Source organism: Bordetella trematum, from assembly GCF_900078335.1.
In the GTDB taxonomy this organism is placed as follows: Bacteria; Pseudomonadota; Gammaproteobacteria; order Burkholderiales; family Burkholderiaceae_B; genus Bordetella; species Bordetella trematum.
The window spans coordinates 102,540-124,101 of record NZ_FKBR01000033.1 but is presented as its reverse complement, the minus strand read 5'-3'; the positions used below and the strand labels follow the sequence as shown (position 1 = coordinate 124,101).

At 65.3% G+C, this 21,562-nt stretch carries 20 protein-coding genes; 12 read left to right on the top strand and 8 right to left on the bottom strand.

Going from position 1 to position 21,562, the window contains the following annotated elements; all coding sequences use genetic code 11:
• Positions 1-260: 260 nt before the first annotated feature.
• The 4 genes from A7V84_RS13685 to A7V84_RS13670 all read left to right on the top strand — a co-directional run bounded on the left by A7V84_RS13685 (position 261) and on the right by A7V84_RS13670 (position 6,168).
• Positions 261-3,194, top strand: coding sequence for a ribonucleoside-diphosphate reductase subunit alpha (locus A7V84_RS13685; protein ID WP_063491576.1), 2,934 nt, complete (start codon positions 261-263; stop codon positions 3,192-3,194).
• A gap of 24 nt (positions 3,195-3,218) precedes the next feature.
• A complete protein-coding gene (locus A7V84_RS13680) occupies positions 3,219-4,406 on the top strand; it encodes a ribonucleotide-diphosphate reductase subunit beta (protein WP_025515519.1) in 1,188 nt (395 codons plus the stop codon).
• 297 nt (positions 4,407-4,703) lie between these two features.
• A complete protein-coding gene (locus A7V84_RS13675; protein WP_025515517.1) occupies positions 4,704-5,471 on the top strand; it encodes a histone H1-like DNA-binding protein in 768 nt (255 codons plus the stop codon).
• Between the two features lie 133 nt (positions 5,472-5,604).
• Positions 5,605-6,168, top strand: a complete 564-nt coding sequence (locus A7V84_RS13670) for a YggT family protein (protein WP_033535057.1) — start codon at positions 5,605-5,607, stop codon at positions 6,166-6,168.
• An 84-nt stretch (positions 6,169-6,252) separates the two neighbouring features.
• Here the strand turns inward: A7V84_RS13670 and A7V84_RS13665 are convergent, their stop codons facing one another.
• The 8 genes from A7V84_RS13665 to A7V84_RS13630 form a co-directional block, all read right to left on the bottom strand.
• Complete coding sequence (locus A7V84_RS13665) at positions 6,253-6,774, bottom strand: outer membrane lipoprotein (RefSeq protein WP_025515514.1); 522 nt, start codon at positions 6,772-6,774, stop codon at positions 6,253-6,255.
• A 107-nt stretch (positions 6,775-6,881) separates the two neighbouring features.
• Positions 6,882-7,817 (bottom strand): carbohydrate kinase family protein, encoded by a 936-nt coding sequence (locus tag A7V84_RS13660; RefSeq protein ID WP_025515512.1) that lies wholly within the window; start codon positions 7,815-7,817, stop codon positions 6,882-6,884.
• 9 nt (positions 7,818-7,826) lie between these two features.
• A complete protein-coding gene (locus A7V84_RS13655; protein ID WP_063491577.1) occupies positions 7,827-8,942 on the bottom strand; it encodes a DUF3426 domain-containing protein in 1,116 nt (371 codons plus the stop codon).
• A gap of 20 nt (positions 8,943-8,962) precedes the next feature.
• A complete protein-coding gene (gene prmA / locus A7V84_RS13650) occupies positions 8,963-9,871 on the bottom strand; it encodes a 50S ribosomal protein L11 methyltransferase (RefSeq protein WP_063491578.1) in 909 nt (302 codons plus the stop codon).
• A 98-nt stretch (positions 9,872-9,969) separates the two neighbouring features.
• On the bottom strand, positions 9,970-11,316 hold the full coding sequence (gene accC / locus A7V84_RS13645) for an acetyl-CoA carboxylase biotin carboxylase subunit (RefSeq protein ID WP_025515506.1): 1,347 nt from the start codon (positions 11,314-11,316) through the stop codon (positions 9,970-9,972).
• A 9-nt stretch (positions 11,317-11,325) separates the two neighbouring features.
• Complete coding sequence (accB, locus tag A7V84_RS13640; protein ID WP_025515505.1) at positions 11,326-11,775, bottom strand: acetyl-CoA carboxylase biotin carboxyl carrier protein; 450 nt, start codon at positions 11,773-11,775, stop codon at positions 11,326-11,328.
• An 88-nt stretch (positions 11,776-11,863) separates the two neighbouring features.
• Positions 11,864-12,298, bottom strand: a complete 435-nt coding sequence (gene aroQ, locus A7V84_RS13635; protein ID WP_025515504.1) for a type II 3-dehydroquinate dehydratase — start codon at positions 12,296-12,298, stop codon at positions 11,864-11,866.
• Between the two features lie 76 nt (positions 12,299-12,374).
• On the bottom strand, positions 12,375-12,890 hold the full coding sequence (locus A7V84_RS13630; RefSeq protein ID WP_025515502.1) for a TlpA family protein disulfide reductase: 516 nt from the start codon (positions 12,888-12,890) through the stop codon (positions 12,375-12,377).
• A 71-nt stretch (positions 12,891-12,961) separates the two neighbouring features.
• Here A7V84_RS13630 and mpl point away from each other — a divergent pair, with 71 nt between their 5' ends.
• The 8 genes from mpl (at position 12,962) to A7V84_RS13590 (ending at position 21,558) form a co-directional block, all read left to right on the top strand.
• The gene (gene mpl, locus A7V84_RS13625; RefSeq protein ID WP_063491579.1) at positions 12,962-14,326 is read left to right on the top strand and encodes a UDP-N-acetylmuramate:L-alanyl-gamma-D-glutamyl-meso-diaminopimelate ligase; all 1,365 of its coding nucleotides are present in this window, start codon (positions 12,962-12,964) and stop codon (positions 14,324-14,326) included.
• A gap of 19 nt (positions 14,327-14,345) precedes the next feature.
• Positions 14,346-14,945 (top strand): YqiA/YcfP family alpha/beta fold hydrolase, encoded by a 600-nt coding sequence (locus A7V84_RS13620; RefSeq protein WP_033534983.1) that lies wholly within the window; start codon positions 14,346-14,348, stop codon positions 14,943-14,945.
• Positions 14,946-15,026: 81 nt separating this feature from the next.
• The gene (locus A7V84_RS13615; protein ID WP_025515499.1) at positions 15,027-16,919 is read left to right on the top strand and encodes an RNB domain-containing ribonuclease; all 1,893 of its coding nucleotides are present in this window, start codon (positions 15,027-15,029) and stop codon (positions 16,917-16,919) included.
• A 70-nt stretch (positions 16,920-16,989) separates the two neighbouring features.
• Positions 16,990-17,868, top strand: a complete 879-nt coding sequence (locus tag A7V84_RS13610) for an energy transducer TonB (RefSeq protein WP_025515498.1) — start codon at positions 16,990-16,992, stop codon at positions 17,866-17,868.
• Entirely contained in the window at positions 17,865-18,728 is an 864-nt protein-coding gene (aroE, locus tag A7V84_RS13605) for a shikimate dehydrogenase (RefSeq protein ID WP_063491580.1), read from the top strand. Before A7V84_RS13610 ends, aroE begins: the two co-directional genes overlap by 4 nt.
• A gap of 5 nt (positions 18,729-18,733) precedes the next feature.
• Positions 18,734-19,456, top strand: a complete 723-nt coding sequence (gene mtgA, locus A7V84_RS13600) for a monofunctional biosynthetic peptidoglycan transglycosylase (protein WP_025515496.1) — start codon at positions 18,734-18,736, stop codon at positions 19,454-19,456.
• A 90-nt stretch (positions 19,457-19,546) separates the two neighbouring features.
• Positions 19,547-20,725: an LPS export ABC transporter permease LptG gene (gene lptG / locus A7V84_RS13595; RefSeq protein WP_025515495.1), complete on the top strand. Its 1,179-nt coding sequence runs from the start codon at positions 19,547-19,549 to the stop codon at positions 20,723-20,725.
• Entirely contained in the window at positions 20,722-21,558 is an 837-nt protein-coding gene (locus A7V84_RS13590) for a symmetrical bis(5'-nucleosyl)-tetraphosphatase (RefSeq protein WP_033534980.1), read from the top strand. Before lptG ends, A7V84_RS13590 begins: the two co-directional genes overlap by 4 nt.
• Positions 21,559-21,562: the final 4 nt, after the last annotated feature.

The following is a 21,562-nucleotide window of genomic DNA, read 5'->3' as shown; positions in this document are numbered from 1 at the left end:
CCCCCCCGCCGTATTTGGTAACAACTAAATCTGAACTTCTGCCACAAGTCAGCTTGTGAGCTTTGGGGACCCTCACTAGAATTAGTGCCATGCGAGGGGGTGGTACACTATATATTGTGGTCGATTAGCTCAGCGCTTACCCCGCGAGCCGCGCTCAGAAAGGCGCTCCGCCCTAGCATTTTTCCCCTCACACCCAATTCCGATGCCCCCGGCATGGCCTTCCGCCCTGCCTTGTTTCCCTTATTCGCACAGGAGCTTCCATGCAGACTACGATCGCCTCTGTGACTCGGCCCACCGCCGTGCCGCCCGAATCCAATCCCTCCCAGAATGACGGCCAGAATGGCCGCTGGGCCAGCTACAACATCATCCGCCGCAATGGCTCTGTCGTCGGCTTCGAGCCGGGCAAGATCGCCATCGCCATGACCAAGGCCTTCCTGGCCGTCAATGGCGGTCAGGGCGCCGCGTCGGCGCGCGTGCGCGAGCTGGTCGAGCAACTGACGTCCCAGGTCGTCGCGGCGCTGGTGCGCCACCGCCCCAGCGGCGGCACCTTCCATATCGAAGAAGTCCAGGATCAGGTCGAGCTGTCCCTGATGCGTTCGGGCGAACACGATGTCGCGCGCGCCTATGTGCTGTATCGCGAGCGCCGCGCCCAGGAGCGCGCCGCCGCCGCCCAGGCTCAGGCCGCCAGCGCACAACCGGCCGCCGCTGCCACGGAGCCGCAACTCCATGTCGTCGAGAATGGCGTACGCCGTCCGCTGGATATGGCCCAGCTGCGCGCCACCATCGAAGCCGCCGGTGTCGGCCTGACCGAGTTCATCGATACCGAAACCATCATCAAGGAAACGGTCAAGAACCTGTACGACGGCGTGCCCGTCGACGAAGTGTTCAAGTCCGCCATTCTGTCGGCGCGCGCGCAGGTCGAAAAAGACCCGGCCTATAGCCAGGTGACCGCCCGCCTGCTGCTGCACACGATCCGCAAGGAAGTGCTGGGCGAAGAAGTCTCGCAGGCCTCCATGGCCCAGCGCTATGCCGAATACTTCCCGACCTTCATCCAGCGCGGCATCGAAGGCGGCCTGCTCGACCCCAAGCTGGCCGAGTTCGACCTGGAGCGCGTGGCCCGCGCCCTGAACGCCGACCGCGACCTGCAGTTCGGCTACCTGGGCCTGCAAACGCTGTACGACCGTTATTTCCTGCACGTGCGCGGCACGCGCATCGAACTGCCGCAGGTCTTCTTCATGCGCGTGGCCATGGGCCTGGCGCTGCGCGAGAACGACCGCGAAGCCCGCGCCATCGAGTTCTACGAGATCCTGTCCTCGTTCGACTTCATGAGCTCGACGCCGACGCTGTTCAACTCCGGCACCCTGCACTCGCAGCTGTCCTCGTGCTACCTGACCACCGTGTCCGACGACCTCGAAGGCATCTACGACGCCATCAAGGAGAACGCCCTGCTGGCCAAGTACGCCGGCGGCCTGGGCAATGACTGGACCCCGGTGCGCGCGCTGCGCAGCCACATCAAGGGCACCAATGGCGAGAGCCAGGGCGTGGTGCCGTTCCTGAAGGTGGTCAACGACACTGCCGTGGCGGTCAACCAGGGCGGCAAGCGCAAGGGCGCCGTGTGCACCTATCTGGAAACGTGGCACCTGGACATCGAAGAGTTCCTCGAGCTGCGCAAGAACACCGGCGACGAACGCCGCCGCACGCACGACATGAACACGGCGAACTGGATTCCCGATCTGTTCATGAAGCGCGTGATCGAAAACGGCGAATGGACGCTGTTCTCGCCCTCCGACTGCCCGGATCTGCACGACAAGTATGGCCGTGCCTTCGAAGAGGCCTATGTCGGCTACGAAGCCAAGGTCGCCAGCGGCGAGCTGAAGCTGTTCAAGAAGATGCCGGCCATCTCGCTGTGGCGCAAGATGCTGTCGATGCTGTTCGAAACCGGCCATCCCTGGATCACGTTCAAGGATCCGTGCAACATCCGCTCGCCGCAGCAGCACGTGGGCGTGGTGCACAGCTCAAACCTCTGCACCGAGATCACGCTCAACACCAACGAATCGGAAATCGCAGTGTGCAACCTGGGTTCGGTGAACCTGGTCGCGCACATGAAGCCGACCGCTGATGGCAGCTACGAACTCGACCACGACAAGATCAAGCGCACCGTCGGCATCGCCATGCGCATGCTCGACAACGTGATCGACATCAACTACTACGCGGTTGAGAAGGCGCGCAATTCCAACCTGCGTCATCGTCCGGTGGGCATGGGCATCATGGGCTTCCAGGATTGCCTGCACATGATGCGCGTGCCGTACGCCTCGCAAGCCGCGATCGAGTTCGCCGATCGTTCGATGGAAGCCGTGTGCTACCAGGCCTACTGGGCATCGAGCGATCTGGCGCGCGAACGAGGCCGCTACGAATCGTATGAAGGCTCGCTGTGGTCGCGCGGCATCCTGCCGCAAGACTCCATCGCGATGCTGCGTGCCGAACGCGGCGGCAACGTCGAAGTCGATGAGTCCAGCACGCTCGATTGGGATGCGTTGCGCGCGCGCATCAAAGAACAAGGCATGCGCAACTCGAACTGCATCGCCATTGCCCCAACCGCTACGATTTCCAATATCATTGGCGTATCTGCGTGCATCGAACCCACCTTCCAGAACTTGTACGTTAAATCGAACCTTTCCGGCGAGTTCACGGTCGTAAACGATTATCTCGTTCGTGATCTGAAGAAACTCGGTCTGTGGGACGAAGTCATGGTCGCTGACCTCAAGTACTTCGATGGCAGCCTGTCCCGCATCGATCGCGTTCCCGCCGAATTGCGCGAACTGTACGCCACCGCTTTCGAAGTCGAACCGAGCTGGCTGGTTGAATGCGCATCGCGCCGCCAGAAATGGATCGACCAGGCCCAATCGCTCAACATCTACATGGCAGGCGCGTCGGGCAAGAAACTGGACGACACCTACAAGCTGGCCTGGCAGCGCGGCCTGAAGACCACCTACTACCTGCGCACCATGGGCGCCACCAGCGCCGAGAAATCCACGGGCCGCGGCGGCGAACTGAACGCCGTCAGCGCTGGCGGTACCGCCACCGCATCCGTTGCATCTGCAGCACCCGTTTTGCCGGAACCCGAAATCGTCGGGGCAGCTTGCACCATGCGGCCGGGCGACCCCGGCTTCGAAGAGTGCGAAGCCTGCCAGTAACCACGACATTCGGAGAATTCGATCATGCTTAATTGGGAAGACGACAACCTCGCCACACAGACCGCCAAGACGCCTGCCGCCGCAGGCGGCGACTCGGCTGTGCGCGCTGCCACCGGTGTGTTCGGCGACACCGCGCTGCCCACCCCGGCCGCGCCGGCTTCGCCCGCTGACCTGAACGCCGCCGGCGAAACCGCCGGCCGCGTGAAGATGGCCGACAAGCGCATCATCAACGGCAAGACCGACGTCAACCAGCTGGTGCCGTTCAAGTACAAGTGGGCTTGGGAAAAGTACCTCGCGACTTGCGCCAACCACTGGATGCCGCAAGAAATCAACATGTCGCGCGATATCGCCCTCTGGAAAAATCCTAACGGATTGACCGAGGACGAGCGCCGCATCGTCAAGCGCAACCTGGGTTTCTTCGTCACCGCCGACTCGCTGGCTGCCAACAACATCGTGCTGGGCACCTACCGCCACATCACGGCGCCCGAGTGCCGCCAGTTCCTGCTGCGCCAGGCCTTCGAGGAAGCGATCCACACGCACGCCTATCAGTACATCGTCGAAAGCCTCGACCTCGACGAGGCCGAGATCTTCAACGCGTACAACGAAGTGCCGTCGATCCGGGCCAAGGATGAGTTCCTGATCCCCTTCATCGACGCCATCGCCGATCCCAACTTTGAAACCGGCACCCTGGAAGCCGATCAAACGCTGCTGAAGTCGTTGATCGTGTTCGCGTGCCTGATGGAAGGCCTGTTCTTCTACGTCGGCTTCACGCAGATCCTGGCGCTGGGCCGTCAAAACAAGATGACCGGCGCTGCCGAGCAGTACATGTACATCCTGCGCGATGAATCCATGCACTGCAACTTCGGCATCGACCTCATCAACACCATCAAGCTCGAAAATCCGCAGCTGTGGACCCCGGAGTTCCGCGAAGAAATTCGCGAACTCTTCCGCAAAGCGGTCGAACTCGAATACGCTTACGCCGAAGACACCATGCCGCGTGGCGTGCTGGGCCTGAATGCGCCGATGTTCAAGTCGTATCTGCGCTTCATCGCCAACCGCCGCTGCCAGCAAATCGGCATCGAGCCGCTCTACCCGCAGGAAGAAAACCCCTTCCCGTGGATGGCGGAAATGATCGACCTGAAAAAGGAACGCAACTTTTTTGAGACGCGCGTGATTGAATACCAGACCGGTGGTGCACTGAGCTGGGAGTAATCGGCAAGGCCCTCACGGGCCTGCCATGGTTGTGCCCCCGGTCGGGGTATTCGCACACGCAGGACAAGACGGTAGGCAGACGGTTCGCCGCTGCCTACCGCTAGCCATTTGAGATGGCTCGCGCCGGTGTGGCGGGGGCTATATCAAATGGTCGTGCCGAATTCATTAGCGCAAGCCGTCAGGCTGAAACCCGCAAGGGACAGCGGCATGCGCCGATGAATAACCCGGGTGCGGATCGAAACACGATCCACCACACGGGTTCAAGTTCTGGGACCCCTGAACCTAAGGAGCATAACCATGGCAACTGCCAAGAAAGCCGCCAAACCCGCGGCGAAGAAACCCGCAGCCAAAAAGGCCGTGGCCAAGAAGGCCCCCGCCAAGAAAGCTGTGGCCACCAAGGCCGCGGTAAAGAAGGTCGCCGCCAAGGCACCGGCCGTCAAGAAGACCGTCGCCAAGAAAGCCACCGCCGCCAAGACGGTAGCCAAGAAGGCGCCGGCCAAGAAGGCCGCTGCCACCAAGGTCGTCGCCAAGAAGGCTGTAGCCAAGAAAGCCCCGGCCAAGAAGGTCGTCGCCACCAAGGCCGTCGCCAAGAAGGCCGTTGCCAAGAAAGCTCCGGCCAAGAAGGTCGTCGCCAAGAAGGCCGTAGTCAAGAAGGCTCCGGCCAAGAAGGTCGTCGCCAAGAAGGCGGTTGTCGCCAAGAAGGCACCGGCCAAGAAGGTTGCAGCCACCAAGGTCGCCGCCAAGAAGGCGGTCGCCAAGAAAGCCCCGGCCAAGAAGGTCGTCGCCAAGAAAACCGTCGCCAAAAAGGCTGTCGCCACCAAAGCGGTCGCCAAGAAAGCGCCTGCCAAGAAAGCCGTGACCACCAAGACCGTTGCCAAGAAGGCGGCTGCCCCGAAGGCGCCGGCCAAGAAACCGGCTGCCAAGCCTGTCGCCAAGAAGGCTCCGGCCAAGAAGACGGCAGCCAAAAAGCCGGCAGCAGCACCGTCCACCGCCGCCGCTCCGGGCGCCAAGACTGCGCTGAATCCGGCCGCTTCGTGGCCCTTCCCGACCGGCGGCCGTCCTTAATCGGACAGGCTGACCTTTTCGGTCGACCCTGGCCGTCCGGCGCAAGCCGGGCGGCTTTTTCGTTCTGCCACCGCGTGTTGCAATGACCCGCATGCGACAATAGCGACCGTTATTGTCTGGTTAGTTGACTGCCATGCTCGGCGATATCCTGCGCTTTCTCATCAATATCCTGTTCACCCTGTTCGGGGCAGCGCTACTGTTGCGCGCCTGGGTGCACGCCGTCCGCCTGCATCCCTTCAACCCCCTGGCGCGCGTGGTCTACCAGGCGACCAACTGGCTCATCGTGCCGCTGCGCCGCGTGATCCCGGCCGGCAGCCGCATCGACTGGACCAGCCTGGTGGCCGCCTGGCTGGCGGCCCTGGTGTTCTTCGTGTTGATGGTGCTGGTCAGCGCCGGCCAGTTGCCGCCCTTGCAGCTGCTGCCTGCCATGCTGCTGACGGCCCTGTTCACCACCGTGCGCTGGGCGCTCAATCTGATCATCTGGCTCACGCTGATCCAGGCGGTACTGTCGTGGGTCAATCCGATGTCGCCGATGATGGCGCTGCTGCAGACCCTGACGGCCCCCCTGCTGGACCCCATCCGCCGGCTGCTGCCGCGCACCGCCATCGATTTCTCGCCGCTGGCGGTGCTGATCCTGGCCCAGATCGGCATCATGATCCTGACGCGTTTTTCCTACGGCGGCTTTGGCCTGATCTGAAGACGCAGCCTAAAAAAAACCCCCCTTGCCGCGAGGCGGCAAGGGGGGGTTTTCGTTGACCGCGGCGCCAGGCGCCGCGACAAATCAATACGGCACGACGCGCGTCGGGCCGGCACCGCTGATGACCTGCACGCGCTGGCCTACACTGACCGGCACGTCGGCCTCCTGGGCAACCACGCGGGTCTCGCCGTTATCCAGGCGCACCGTGATTTCCAGACCGGACGTCTTGCCGACCTGATTCTCGACGGCATTGCCGGCCAGCGCGCCCAGGATGGCACCGCCCACCGTGGCAATCGCACGACCCGTACCACCTCCCACGGCATTGCCTGCCACGCCACCCAGCGCACCGCCGGCAAGCATGCCTGCGCCGCTGGACTTGTCGTTCTGGATGGTGATGGGGCGCACACCCGTGACCGTACCGGTACGCACGATCTGTTCACGTTGTGCCTGGTCATAGCTGTACACGCCGCTGGAGGCGCTGCGGTTGGCGCAACCGGCCAACACAGCCATACCAGCGGCCAGAGTCACCACGGCCACGCCGCGCGCGACTCGGCCCAAACGGCCCGACTGGGCAGTCACGCGGGACGAAGAAGTAGTTGTGCTCATTGGAACTCCTCAATCGGCGGGAATACCGATAGTTTCGATGATACCTCGCTGCCCGGCTTTGCCAAATCGGTCTCGAAACAGACTGCAACTACCGGGCACCGGACGTTTTAGAGCGTCACGCCGTAAGCGGCATGCAGGCGTTGCGCGATCTCGGCCCGGCTGGGCGCGTGGTTCTGCGGCCCGCGCGAGGCGATCTTGATCGCGCCCATCACGTTGGCCAGGCGCGCACTGTCCAGCCAGCTCCAGCCTTGCGTCAGGCCATACAGCAGACCGCCGCGATGGGCGTCGCCGCAACCGGTGGGATCGACCACCTGATCCGCAGGACTCGGCTCGATATGGATTTCCTGGCCTTCCGTATAGAGCGTGGCGCCCTGCGCGCCGCGCGTGACGACGACCGCACGCAGCTCGCGGGCGATCTCGACCATCGAGCGGCCGGTGCGCTGCTCGACCACGCTGGCCTCGTAGTCGTTGACCGTCAGCGCCTGGCACAGGCCCAGCATGCGCTTGAGATCGTCGCCGTCGAACAGCGGCATGGCCTGCCCCAGATCGAAGACGAAGGGAATGTCGCGGGCAGCCAGCGCCTGGGCGTGCGCGAACATCCCCTCCTTGGAGTCCGGCGCCACGATGGCCCAGGCCGCTTCGGCCGAGCTCAGGTCGTTCTGCGCCGAAAAAGACATGGCGCCCGGGTGGAAAGCCGCGATCTGGTTGTCATCCAGGTCGGTGGTGATGAAACACTGCGCCGTGAAGGTGCCGGGCAGCACCTTCACGCGGCTGGCATCGATCTTCAGTTCTTTCAGGCGCTCCAGGTAGTCGCCGGCATCCTCGCCCACGGTGGCCACCGGCACCGGCTCGCCGCCCAGCAGCTTCATGTTATAGGCGATATTGCCGGCGCAGCCACCGAACTCCTTGCGCATCCCAGGCACCAGGAACGACACGCTCAGGGATTGAATGCGATCAGGCAGGATGTGGTCTTTGAAATGGCCTTCGAAAACCGCGATCGTATCGAAAGCCATGGACCCGCAAACCAGCACCGGAGACGTCATGTTCATCCTTCAAGGGAAAAATTTATCAAGTTGATAGCCATTGACCGCAATGCCGTGGACATCGACGGGCACGACCAGCGAGACTTCCTCGCCCGCGCCGAATGGCTGGCCAGCCTGAGCCGGCTTGAGGTAATCCTGCGGCAATAGCACCTTGCGCGCCACCACCGTATCCGAAATATCCGTCAACTCCAGGATCAGGGCCGGCCAGGGCTGGGGCTTGTCGTAGCGATTGCGCATGACCACGTGCAGGGCCATGCGGCTGCGCCCCTGGGCGCCATCGGCAGCCGCTTCGGCCAGCGCCCCCGGCAAGGCACGCAGGGAAGAAGAAGTGATGTTGATGCGCTCGATCCGACGCGGATAACCCACTTCGCACCCAAGGGCCCGGCACGCAGCCTCCAGCGCCGGACGCAAGGGCGGCGCCGATGTGGCCAGCACGTCGCGATAGACGTAGGCCAGCTGCAGCCCCAGTGCCAGCAGGGCCAGCACGCAGGCCCAGGCCCAGAGCCGCCAACGGCGGCCGCTCGCGCGCGCGTGATCGTCATCCATGAAGGCCGGCGGCGTACGGCCGCTGTCGGTGGCGCTGGAGAAACGCGTGCGCGTCTCCCCCGGCACCGCCAGCCCCTCGGCCGCGGCGTCGTCCTGCTGCAAGCGCGGCTCACGTGGACCGGGGCGCCAGACTTGAGGCTCGGCGCGCAGTGTCCTGTCGACAACCGGCTCCGCAGCCGCAGGCGGCGCGCCCACGGCTTCGGGCTCGGGCACGGATGCCGGCAGACTGAAGGGCGGCGCAGGCACATGCGGCATCGCCGGGGTCTGCCTGCTTTCGTCCTCGTCATCATCCTGCGCGCCAGACGCCTCCCCCTCATCGCGCCAAGGCGACACGGCAGGCAGCATGGCAGGCCGGCTGCGCAACACCGCCGGTGCGGGCGTCTGCCCGGCTGGCGCCTGCTGAGCCCCCTCCCGGGCAGGCTCGACAGGCGCGGCGGCCGACGAAGGCTGCAGGCAGGCACGGCCGTCAAAGACAGTCTGGCACTCGCCGCAGCGCACCAGGCCATTGCGCACTCGCAGTTGATCGGCCACCACCTTGAAGGCAGTGCCGCAATTCGGGCAACGTGTCACCAGCGACATGATGGCCGACCCCGTCGGACTCAGGCCTTGCGGCCGTACAGGCACACCCAGCCATCCAGGGCGCGCCACACCGACATCTCGAGCCACGGCGCATAGGCCGCGGCAACCTCTTCTGCCTGGCGTTCGAGCACCCCGGAGAGCACCAGCTCACCCCCCTGCGCCACACGCCCTGCCAGCATGGGAGCCAGCACTTTGAGCGGGTTGGACAGAATATTGGCCACCACCACGCGGAACTGCCCTTCGCCCAGCGCATCGGGCAGGGCGGCCTGCAGCGTGACCTGGTTGACGCGCGCATTGTCTTCGGTGGATTGCACCGCCTGCGGATCGATGTCCACGGCAATGGTGTCGCCTGCGCCGAGCTTGCGCGCGGCAATCGCCAGAATGCCCGAACCGCAGCCGTAATCCAGCACCGTGGCCTCGGCGGGCAGCTCCGCTTCCAGCCAGGCCAGGCACAAATGGGTGGTGGGGTGGCTGCCGGTGCCGAAAGCCAGCCCCGGGTCCAGTTCGATGCGGATGCCTTCGGCGGGCGTGGGCAACTCGACGTCATCGCGGTGCCAGCTGGGCACGATCCAGAGCTGGTCGGATATGCGGATGGGGCCGAACTGGGATTGCGTCAGTCGCACCCAGTCGGCGTCCGGCACATCGCGCAGACTCCAGTCGGCCAGTTGGGCGGCATCCAGTTCGGCCACTTGGGCGGCCTGCTCCAGCAGCTGTGCGGGATCGGCGCCATCGGGCAGCAGCGCCACCACGCGATTGCGGTCCCAGGCCTGCACCTGCGGTTCGGTGCCGGGTTCTCCGAACAAGGGGCGCTCATCGTCGGTGCCGAAGTCGGCATCCTCGACCGAGACCGACAGCACGCCGACCTCCAGCAGGGCATCGGATAGGGCTTCGGCCTGCGCCTCGCGGCAGTAAAGGACCAATTCACGCATGGGGGGCTTCTTCCTCGCGGCAAGGCCCGCGCAATGCGGGCCCCGGCCGTCGTCTTCTGTACAAAAAACGGGGCCCTTCGGGCCCCGCGATGCATCGCTCAGGGACGCTGGGCGAGCTTGTGTTCCAGGTAGTGGATGCTGGTGCCGCCTTCGATGAAGCGGGCGTCCTGCAACAACTCCCGGTGCAACTGGATGTTGGTCTGGATACCTTCGACGACCATCTCCGACAGCGCAATCCGCATGCGGGCCAGGGCCTGCTCGCGCGTATCGCCGTAGGTGATGACCTTGGCGATCATCGAGTCATAGTTCGGCGGCACGAAGTAACCGTTGTAGGCATGCGAGTCGATCCGCACGCCCGGCCCGCCCGGCGTATGCCAGTTGGTAATCCGGCCCGGACTGGGTACGAAGCGGAACGGATCTTCGGCGTTGATACGGCACTCGATGGCATGGCCTTCGAAGGTGATGTCGCGCTGACGCAGCGTGAACTTCTCGCCGGCGGCGATCAGGATCTGCTGCTGCACCAGGTCCACCCCGGTGATCAGTTCGGTGACCGGATGTTCGACCTGGATGCGGGTGTTCATTTCAATGAAATAGAACTCGCCGTTTTCATACAGGAACTCGAACGTGCCCGCGCCCCGATAGCCCATCTTGCGGCAGGCGTCGGCGCAACGGTCGCCGATGCGCTCGATCAGGCGGCGAGGAATGCCGGGGGCCGGCGCTTCCTCGATGACCTTCTGATGGCGACGCTGCATGGAGCAGTCGCGTTCGCCCAGCCACACGGCGTTGCGCCCGCCATCGGCCAGCACCTGGATTTCCACGTGACGCGGATTTTCCAGGAACTTCTCCATATAGACTTCGGGGTTGTTGAAGGCCGCCCCGGCTTCCGAACGGGTCATGGTGACGGCGTTCAGCAGAGCCGCTTCGGTATACACCACGCGCATGCCGCGGCCACCGCCGCCGCCCGCCGCCTTGATGATGACCGGATAACCGACCTCGCGGGCGATCCGCAGGATTTCCTGCGGGTCTTCCGGCAATGCCCCGGCCGAGCCCGGCACCACCGGCACGCCGGCTTCGATCATGGCCTGCTTGGCGCTGACCTTGTCGCCCATCAGGCGGATCGTGTCGGGGCGCGGACCGATGAAAACGAAACCGCTTTTCTCGACGCGCTCGGCGAAATCGGCGTTCTCGGACAGAAAACCATAGCCAGGGTGGATGGCCTCGGCGTCGGTCACCTCGGCAGCCGAGATGATGGCCGGCATATTGAGGTAGCTTTCACGCGAAGGTGCCGGTCCGATGCAAACGGATTCGTCAGCCAGGCGCACATATTTGGCCTCGCGGTCGGCTTCCGAGTGCACCACCACGGTCTTGATACCCAGCTCGCGGCAGGCGCGCTGGATACGCAGGGCAATCTCGCCGCGGTTGGCGATCAGGATTTTCTCGAACATTTTTCGCTATCAGCCAATGACGAACAGCGGTTGACCGTATTCGACGGGTTCGCCGTTCTCGACCAGAATTTCTTTGATGACGCCGGACTTGTCGGCTTCGATCTCATTGAGCAGCTTCATGGCCTCGATGATGCAAAGGGCCTCGCCTTCCTTGACGCTCTGGCCGACGTCGACGAAGGGAGCCGCACCCGGATTGGGAGCGCGGTAGAAGGTGCCGACCATCGGCGCCTTGACCACGTGGCCCTGAATGGCGGGCGCCGCGGCAGGGGCAGCCGGGGCCGCAGCCGGAGCAGCGGCCACCACGGCAGGCGCGGCTTCCGGCGCAGCGGCGACCACGGGCTGCAGCGTCTGGGAGAACTTGACGATGCGAACCTTGCCTTCACCCTCGGTGATTTCGAGTTCGGCAATGCCCGATTCCGCCACGAGGTCGATCAGGGTCTTGAGTTTTCGGAGGTCCATAGAAGCTGCTTCCCGAGAATGTTGACAGCGCCCGCGCGGGCGGGTGCTCGTGATGTTTTTGAAGGAAAAACGAAGATCCGGCTGAGTCTCAATGCCGCGCTGCGTAACGCAGGGCCGCCGCATATCCCTCCGCCCCCAGCCCGCTGATCAGGCCAATGGCGATATCCGAGAGATAGGAGTGGTGGCGGAAGGGCTCGCGCTTATACAGGTTGGACAAATGCACTTCGATAAATGGGATCGCCACTCCGGCCAGTGCATCACGCACCGCCACGCTGGTGTGGGTATAGGCAGCGGCATTGATGATGATGAAATCAGTGCCGTCCTTGGCTGCTGCCTGGATACGATCGACCAGGGCTCCTTCGTGATTGCTCTGCCAAGCCGCCAGGGTCAGCCCAAGCTCCGCCGCCAGGGTTTCCAGGTGCTCGTTGATCTGCGCCAGCGTAAGGCTGCCATAGATTTCCGGCTCCCGGGTACCGAGGAGATTCAGGTTGGGGCCATGCAAAACTAGGATGCGTCGCGCCATTTGGCCTGCCAGTTGCTGGCAAAACAATCCATAAACCGCCTTTTTACGCCAATTCAAGCGCTTCGCGCAACTGGGATCACGCAGCAAGCTCCAGAACCGTCGCTTCCAGCGACACCGGATCGATCTGCCCGAGGATCTTCTGCCTAATGCTTCCATCTGCATTCAAGATCAGGGTAAAAGGCAGGCCACCGGAGGGATTGCCCAGGCCGCGCAGGAGCTCCAGCGCCCCGGCGCCCATCACCAGAAGAGGGTAGGAAACCGGAACTTTCTCGACGAATTTGCGCATATTGTCGGCGGTATCGACACCAATGCCGACAAAGCGAACCTTGCCGGCTTTTTCGTGGATAGCCTGCAACTCGGGCATTTCTTTTACGCAAGGCTTGCACCAGGTGGCCCAAAAATTGATCACCATGGGCTGGCCGCGCCATTGCGACAGCGATTGCGCCTGACCGGCCAGGTCGGGCAGAGACAGATCCAGCAGGGTGTCCAGCGGTGTCGCCGGCGCCGGGGTGGCAAAACGGGTATAGCCATAACTGGCGATGGCGGCCACCGCGGCGCCCGCGCCAGCATAAAGGAAAAGACGGCGATTCATGGCCCCATCATATACCGAGCCGCCGCGCACGACCGCCCCGCAGCCCTCTACAATGCCTGCAGGAGAACCCCATGCATCTACATATTCTTGGCATTTGCGGCACTTTCATGGGCGGGCTGGCGCTGATTGCGCGGGCAGCCGGCCACCGGGTCACGGGTTGCGACGCGGGGGTGTACCCGCCGATGAGCACCCAGCTCGCCGAGCAAGGCATCGAGCTCATCGAAGGCTTCGAGGCCGATCAGCTGGCGCTCAAGCCCGATCTGTTCGTGATCGGCAATGTGGTCAAGCGCGGCAATCCCCTGATGGAAGCCATCCTCAACAGCGGTGCGCGCTATGTGTCCGGGCCGCAGTGGTTGGGCGACAACATCCTGCCCGGCGCCCACGTGCTGGCCGTGGCCGGCACCCATGGCAAGACCACCACCAGCTCGATGTTGGCCTGGATCCTGGAGCAGGCTGGCCTGCGCCCCAATTTCCTGATCGGCGGCGTGGCTCCGGACCTGAAGGTATCGGCGCGCTACCAGCCTGACAGCAGGCCCTTCGTGATCGAGGCCGATGAATATGACACGGCCTTCTTCGACAAACGCTCGAAGTTCGTGCACTACCGCCCGCGCACGGCGATTCTCAATAACCTCGAATACGACCACGCCGACATCTTCCCGGATCTCGCCGCCATCGAAACGCAATTCCATCACCTGGTGCGCACCATTCCGTCCGAAGGCCGCATCGTGCTGCCCGCCGGGGATGAGGCCTTGCAGCGCGTGCTGGCCCGTGGCTGCTGGACCCCGACCGTCGGCATCGGCGCCCAGGGCGCTTGGCAGGCCGGCGAGGTTCGGGACGACGGCGCCTTCACCGTGTTGCGAGACGGCCGGCCGGCCGGCGAGGTGCGCTGGATGCTGGGCGGCGAGCACAACCGCATGAATGCCCTGGCCGCCCTGGCCGCAGCCGAGCATGTCGGGGTCAGCCCCGCCGCAGGCATCGACGCGCTGAGCCGTTTCGGCGGCGTCAAGCGGCGCATGGAACTGCGCGGCACCGTCCGGGACGTGAAGGTCTATGACGACTTCGCCCACCACCCCACCGCCATCGCAACCACCATCGAGGGTTTGCGCCGGCAGGTCGGGCCTGCACGCATCCTTGCCGTGCTGGAGCCGCGCTCGAACACCATGAAGCTGGGCACCATGGCCGCGCGCCTGCCCGGCGCCCTGGACGGCGCCGACCTGGTGTTTTGCTACAAGACACGGGAAGGAGCGATGGGCTGGGATCCCGCCGAGGTGCTAGCGCCGCTGGGCGAGCGCGCCGCCAGCTTTGAAGACCTGCAGGCGCTGGTAAGCGCCGTGGCCGCCGCGGCACGGCCCGGCGACCACATCCTGGTCATGAGCAACGGCGGTTTCGGCGGCGTGCACGGCAAGCTGCTCGACGCCCTGGCCCAGACCGCCTGAGCCCACCGGAGCCCACGCCATGACGACCGCCAGCAAAATCCTGTATCTGCACGGCTTCCGCTCTTCGCCTGACTCATTCAAGTCGCGCCTCATGGCGCAGGCCATGGCCGAGCGCGGCCGCCAGGCCGATTGGTGCTGCCCGCAGCTGCCGGCCAGCCCCAAGGCGGCCGCCGAACTGGCGCATCAGCAGGCGCGCCGCCTGCTGGACGGTCTGCCTGCGCACCATCTGACCGTCGTGGGCTCGTCGCTGGGCGGCTATTACGCCACCTGGCTGGCCGAACAACTTGGCTGCCGCGCCGTGCTGCTCAATCCGGCCGTCCATGCCGCGCGCGACCTGGCGACCCAGGTGGGCGAACACACGATGTATCATTCTGCCGCCCCCTTCGTGTTTTTGCCCGAGTATGTCCAGGAGCTGCAAGCGCTGGATGTCCCCCGGCTGACGCAGCCGCAACGTTATTTCCTCGTGGCCGCCACCGGCGACGAAGTCCTTGACTGGCGAGAAATGCGCGATCGCTTCGAGGGCTGTCGCCAACGCATCATCGACGGCAGCGATCATGGGCTGTCCGACTTCGCGCACTGGATGCCGGAAGTCCTCGAATTCGCGCTGGCGGCGGGCTGACCCTCGCGGCGCCTGCCAGCCTTACGCCACCTTCTAGCTTTACCGGTACGCATGCTGCGCGCCGGCCCGATGGACCGATATATGTACGTGTTTTACGAAGACGACGGCAGTTTCAAGGCCGCGAATATCCTGTCCGAAACCGACGCCAGCCTCCAGGTGGAGTCGGAATCCGGCAAGCGCAGCAAAATCAAGCGGGCCAACACCCTGTTCACGTTCGCCTCGCCCGAGCCGGCGGCGCTGATGCGCGATGCCGCGGCCCTGGCCGAGGACATCGACCTGAGCTTTCTCTGGGAATGCGCGCCGCAGGAGGAGTTCGACGCGCCCACGCTGGCGGCGGACTATTTCGGCCACGCGCCCAGCCCGGTCGAGCATGCCGCCCTGCTGATGCGCCTGCATGGCGCACCGGTCTATTTCCACCGGCGCGGCAAAGGCCGCTACCGCCCGGCGCCACCCGACATTCTTCAGGCTGCCCTGGCAGCGCTGGAGAAAAAACAGCGCCAGGCCGAACAGCAGCAGGCCTGGGTGGACGATATGGTCGCCGGCCGGCTGCCCGAGCCCATCGCCCAGGCGGCCGAGTCGTTGCTGGTGCGCCCGGACAAGAACAGCATGCAATGGAAGGCGTTGGATGCGGCCTGCAGCAAGCTGCAGAAAAGCCCCGACCAGTTGCTGCTGGAGCTGGGCGCCTGGCCGCATCCGCTGGCCTTGCACCAGCGTCGCTTCCTGGCGGTGAACTTCCCGCGCGGCCTGGACTTCCCCGAGGTCGCGATCCCGGCGCTGGAGCGCGAGCTGCCGCTGGTCGAAGGCGAGATCTATTCGGTCGATGACATCACCACCACCGAAATCGACGACGCCCTCTCGGTCCATCAACTGCCCGATGGCCGGCTGCGCGTCGGCATCCACGTAGCCGCACCGGGTCTGGCGGTCACGCGCGGCAGCGAACTCGACAAACTGGCGCGCGCTCGCCTGTCCACCGTGTATATGCCGGGCGACAAGATCCCGATGCAGCCCGACCACGTCATCCAGGCCTTCTCTCTGGATGCCGGCCGCCCCGTGCCGGCGCTGTCGCTCTATGTGACGGCCGATCCGCTCACCGGCGAGGTCAGTGACCCCGAAACCCGCCTGGAGCGCGTCGTGGTGCGCGAAAACCTGCGCCACAACCAGCTCGATGACCAGATCACTGAAGCCGCGCTGGCCGATCCTGCCAGCGTCCTGCCCTACGGCGACTGGCTGCGCCCGCTGTGGCAGTTGTCGCAGGCACTCTCCGGGCAGCGCGATATCGTGCGCGGCAAGCCCGAGAACAACAACCGGGTCGAATACAGCTTCTATCTGGACGGGCCGGCCGACAACCCGGATACCCCGGTGCGCCTGGTGCCGCGCCAGCGCAATGCGCCGCTGGACCGCATGGTGGCCGAGTACATGATCCTGGCCAACAGCCTGTGGGGCGGTTTCCTGCAGCAGCACGGCGTGCCCGGCATCTATCGCTCGCAGCAGGCCGGGCGGGTGCGCATGAGCACCCAGGCCCTGCCCCACGAAGCCATCGGCGTGCCGCAGTACGCCTGGTTCACGTCGCCGCTGCGCCGCTATGTCGACCTGGTCAACCAGTGGCAGCTGATCGCCGCCGTCGAGCATGGCATTTCGGCGCGCCTGGTGGCGCCGTTCAAGCCCAAGGACGCTGATCTCTTCGCCATCATCGGCGCCTTTGACGCCCAGTACGCCACCTGGGGCGAGTTCCAGAACATCATGGAGCGCTACTGGTGCCTGCGCTGGCTGCGCCAGCAGGGGGTGCGTCGTTGCGTGGCCCACGTGCTGCGCGACGATCTGGTGCGCCTGGCCAATGCCCCGCTGGTCACGCGGGTGGGCGGCCTGCCCGAACTGGAGCGCGGCACTGCCGTCGAGATCGAGATCCTGGGCATGAACGAACTCACCCTGGAGCTGGACTGCCGCTATCTCGGCCAGGCCGACGCTACAGCCTGAACCCGGCCGCCGGACCGCCTCCGCGGTCCGGCAGTCGCGATACCGGTCCAGGGCAGACTAAAATGCCCGCGTGGACCTGACCCTCGCCCCTTCGACCCCGCCTCTGGCGCCGCGCCGGCATTACCTGCTGGTCGGCCTGGCCATCTCGGTGCTGCTGCATGCCGGCCTGCTCGCCTGGCGCATAAGCGCGCCGGCTGCCCCGCGTCCGCAGGCCAGCGGCCTGGAGATCACCCTGGTCAACGCCCGCAGCGAAAGCCCTCCCGAACACGCCCAGGTGCTGGCCCAGCAGAATATGGACGGCGGCGGCAACGCCCGGGCCGGCATCAGCAGCACGCCCTTGCCGCGCACCGGCGAGGCGCCCGACACCATCGTGCTGCAGGCCATGCGCGAGCGCCAGATGCAGCTGGAGGCCGAACAGACGCGCCTGCTGACCCAGCTGCAGGCAAGCGAGCAGGCCGAGGCGGCCCGCAGTGCGGTCCACCCCTGGGACGGCCGCCAGGATCCCGGCCTGGCCCTGCAGGACCAGGCCGGCGCGGTTCAGAACGCGCAGATCGCCACCCTTTCAAGCCGGGTCCAGGCCTATAACGCACTGCCACGCAAGGCCTTCGTGGCGCCGGCCGCCCAGGCCTCGCGCTATGCCGCCTACCTGGATGGCTGGCGCACCCGCATCGAAACCGTCGGCACGCAGCATTTCCCCGATCAGGCGCGCGGGCGCCTGTACGGCACCTTGCGCATCACCGTCACCGTGCGCAGCGACGGCAGCCTGGCCGACTTCGAGATCGATGAGCCCTCGCCCCATGCCGTGCTCAATCAGGCCGCCCGGCGCATCGTGCAACTGGCTGCGCCCTTTGCGCCTTTCCCGCCCGAGCTGGCGCGCGACACGGATCAGCTGGTGATCACGCGCAGCTGGCATTTCGTCAACGACTCCCTGGAAACTTCCGCCCCATGACTCAGGCGCCTGCCCTGCTCCACTATGCGGTCATCGGCAATCCGGTGGCCCATAGCCGCTCGCCGCAGATTCACACCATGTTCGCCGCCCAGACCGGCATCGCCCTGCGTTATGAACGTCTGCCCGCAGCCCTGGACGGTTTTCGCGACACGGTACGACGCTTCTTCCACGATGGCGGCCAGGGCCTGAATGTCACCGTCCCCTTCAAGCTGGAAGCCTTCGAGCTGGCCTCGCAACATCTTTCGGCGCGTGCGCGCGTGGCCGGCGCGGTCAACACCCTGAGCTGGCGCGACGGGACACTGCACGGCTGCAACACCGACGGCGTCGGCCTGGTGAGCGACCTGCAACGCCTGGGCGCCCGCCTGATGGGCGCCCGCGTTCTGCTGGTGGGCGCCGGCGGCGCCGCCCGTGGCGTGCTGCAACCGCTGGCCGATGCCGGCTGCGCCACCATCCGGGTGGTCAACCGCAGCCCCGGGCGCGCCACCGAGCTGCTCGACGGCGCACGTGCCAGCGGGCTTTCCTGCCCCGCCGAACTGCAGGCCGGCGGGCTACCCGAGGCGTCGCGGCCCGGCGGCTGGGACGTGGTCATCAACGCCACGGCCAGCAGCCTGCAGGATCAGGCGCCAGCACTGCCGAGCTCGCTGTATGCACCCGATGCGCTGGCCTACGACATGATGTACGGCGCCCGTCCCACCGCCTTCATGCGCCAGGCCCAGGCCGACGGCGCGGCGCGCTGCGCCGACGGCCTGGGCATGCTGGTCGGCCAGGCCGCCGAGAGCTTCTATCTCTGGCATGGCGTGCGCCCCGACCCTTCGCCGGTGCTCATGACCCTGCGCACCGAGCTGCTGGCCGAGGGCTGAGCGGCATGGCCGGCCGGCGTCCCCGCTCATGGTTCCGACTGATCAGCGGCCTGATCATGGCCCTGCTGTGCCTGCTGCTGATCTACGAGCTGATCATGTTCGGCATGGTGGTCTGGTATGCGCACCGCGACCCCGGCAGCAGCGCCATCATGCGCCAGGAACTGGCGCAACTGCGCGAAACCGATCCGGACGCCAAGCTGGCCTACACCTGGGTGCCCTACGACCGCATCAGCGTGTCGCTCAAGCGGGCCGTGGTCGCCTCCGAGGATGCCAACTTCACCGGCCACGATGGCGTGGAATGGGAAGCCATCCGGCGCGCCTGGGAATACAACCAGGATCAGCAGTCGCAGGGGCGCAGCCGCATGCGCGGCGGCTCGACGATTACCCAGCAACTGGCCAAGAATCTGTTTCTGTCCGGCTCGCGCAGCTACCTGCGCAAGGGCCAGGAACTGGTGCTTACCTATATGATCGAACACACGATGACGAAAGAGCGCATCCTTGAGCTTTATCTCAACGTGGCCGAATGGGGCGTAGGGGTATTCGGGGCGCAGGCGGCCGCGCGCCACTATTATGGCGTCAGCGCGGCTCAGCTGAGCCCGGCGCAGGCGGCCCGGCTGGCAGCCATGTTGCCCAATCCGCGCTATTACGACAAGCACCGCAATACCGCCTACCTGAACTCGCGCACCAACACGCTGTTGCGGCGCATGCGCCTGGTGGACATCCCGTAACACGCCGCCGCAAGAACGGCCCCGGGATTTGTTAAAGTTTTGTGTTTGCGCGCCCATCGCGAGCGCGCCTTGAAGGTTTTTTCGATAACCATGCGTACCGCCCGCCGATACCTGGCCCGCGAGATCTATCGCTCCTGTGCAGTGGTGCTTCTGGCCCTGCTGGGGCTGTTCACGTTCTTCGCGCTGGTCGATGACCTGGACAACGTCGGCAGCAAGTTCAGCATGCCGGCGCTGCTCTACATGCAGGCCCTGGCCCTGCCCACCCGCCTGTACGACCTGCTGCCCATCGGGCTGCTGATCGGATCCATCCTGGCCCTGGCCGGGCTGGCGCAGCGCAACGAGCTGGTCATCCTGCGCGTGTCCGGGGTGAGCGGCATGCGTCTGATGCGCATGCTGTGGATCATCACCATCCCCCTCATGGTGGGCGCCACCCTGCTGTCGGAATTCGTCACCCCGGCCGCCGAGATCAAGAGCGGCGAGGCCGACCTGACTTTTCGCGGCAAGGCCGGAGGCGGACGCCTGAACAGCGGCTACTGGTTCAAGGAGCCGACCCGCGATGGCGGCACCCGCATCATCAACATCCGCAGCCTGCTGGCCAATGGCGAGGTCGAAGGCGTCACGCTCTATGAGCTCAAGCCCGACCTGGAGCTGGCCTCGCTGTCGACGGCAGCCACCGGGCGCTTCAGCGATGGCGATCTGGTCATGACCGACGTCGTGCAGACCCGCCTGGACGAGCGCGCCGCCCAGGCGCTGGCCAATGCACGCCAGCCGAGCGCGCCGCCGGCCGAGGTGATCAACCTGCCCACGCTGCGCCTGGATACCACGCTCAACGGGGAGCGCCTGCTGGCGCGCGTGCTCACGCCCGAGCGCATGTCCGCCGCCACCCTGATCGACTACATCGACTATCTGCACCACAACCAGCTGCAGGCCGACCGGCAGGTGGTGGCCCTGTGGCGCAAGTTCGTCTATCCCTTCACCTTGCTGGTGATGATTACCATCGCCGCGCCGATCGCGTTCATGCAGACGCGCCGCGGTGGCGTCGGTGCCAAGGTCTTCATCGGGATCCTGATGGGCGTGGCCTTCTTCATGGTCAACCAGCTGGCGTTGAACGTGGGCATGCTCAGCCGCTGGCCGCCCTGGCTGACCGCGCTCGGCCCCAATGCCGCAGCCATGCTGCTGGCCCTTGGCGCCCTGGCCCTGATGGAGTACCGCCATATCACGGCACGTTTTATGCAACACCGCTGGCCCTGGAGAAAAGCGTCGGCATGACCACTGGCAGCATCTGGATGATCGGCGACGTGCAGGGCTGCTGCACGCCGCTGCAGCAATTACTCTCGCACCCCGACATCGCCTCCGATCCCGAGGCGAGGTTCTGGTTCGCTGGCGACCTGGTCAACCGCGGCCCGGATTCGCTGGGCACCCTGCGCCGCATCATGGCCATGGAAGATCGCGCCGTGTCCATCCTCGGCAACCATGACCTGCACCTGCTGGCGGCGGCTGCCGGCGTGCGCAAGCCATCCAAGTCGGACACGCTCAACGACATCCTCAACGCCCCCGACGCAGCCGACATCATCGACTGGCTGCGGTATCGCCCGCTGGCGCACTTCGCCCACAACCACCTGATGGTGCATGCCGGCGTGATGGCCAAATGGGATGTCGCCAAGACACTATCGCTGGCCGCCGAGGTCGAGGCGGCCCTGCGCGCGCCGAACTGGCAGAAGTCATTGCAGAAGATGTACGGCAACGAACCGGTGATCTGGAAAGAAGATCACAAGGGCAGCAAGCGCCTGCGCATCATCATTAATGCCCTGACGCGCATGCGGCTTTGCACGCCGGGCGGCCAGATGGAATTCGCCACCAAGGTCGCGCCGGGCGCATGGCCCGCGGGTCTCGTCCCCTGGTTCGAGGTGCCCAACCGCGCCACCCGCGACGTGACCATCGTCTTTGGCCATTGGTCCACGCTCGGGCTGCTGGTGCGGCCCAACCTGATCTGCCTGGATACCGGCTGCGTCTGGGGCGGCGCCCTGAGCGCCATGCGGCTGCAGGATCGCAGGCTGGTGCAGATCAAGTGCAGCCAGTTCCAGGACCCGCTGTCCGAGTAAGCCC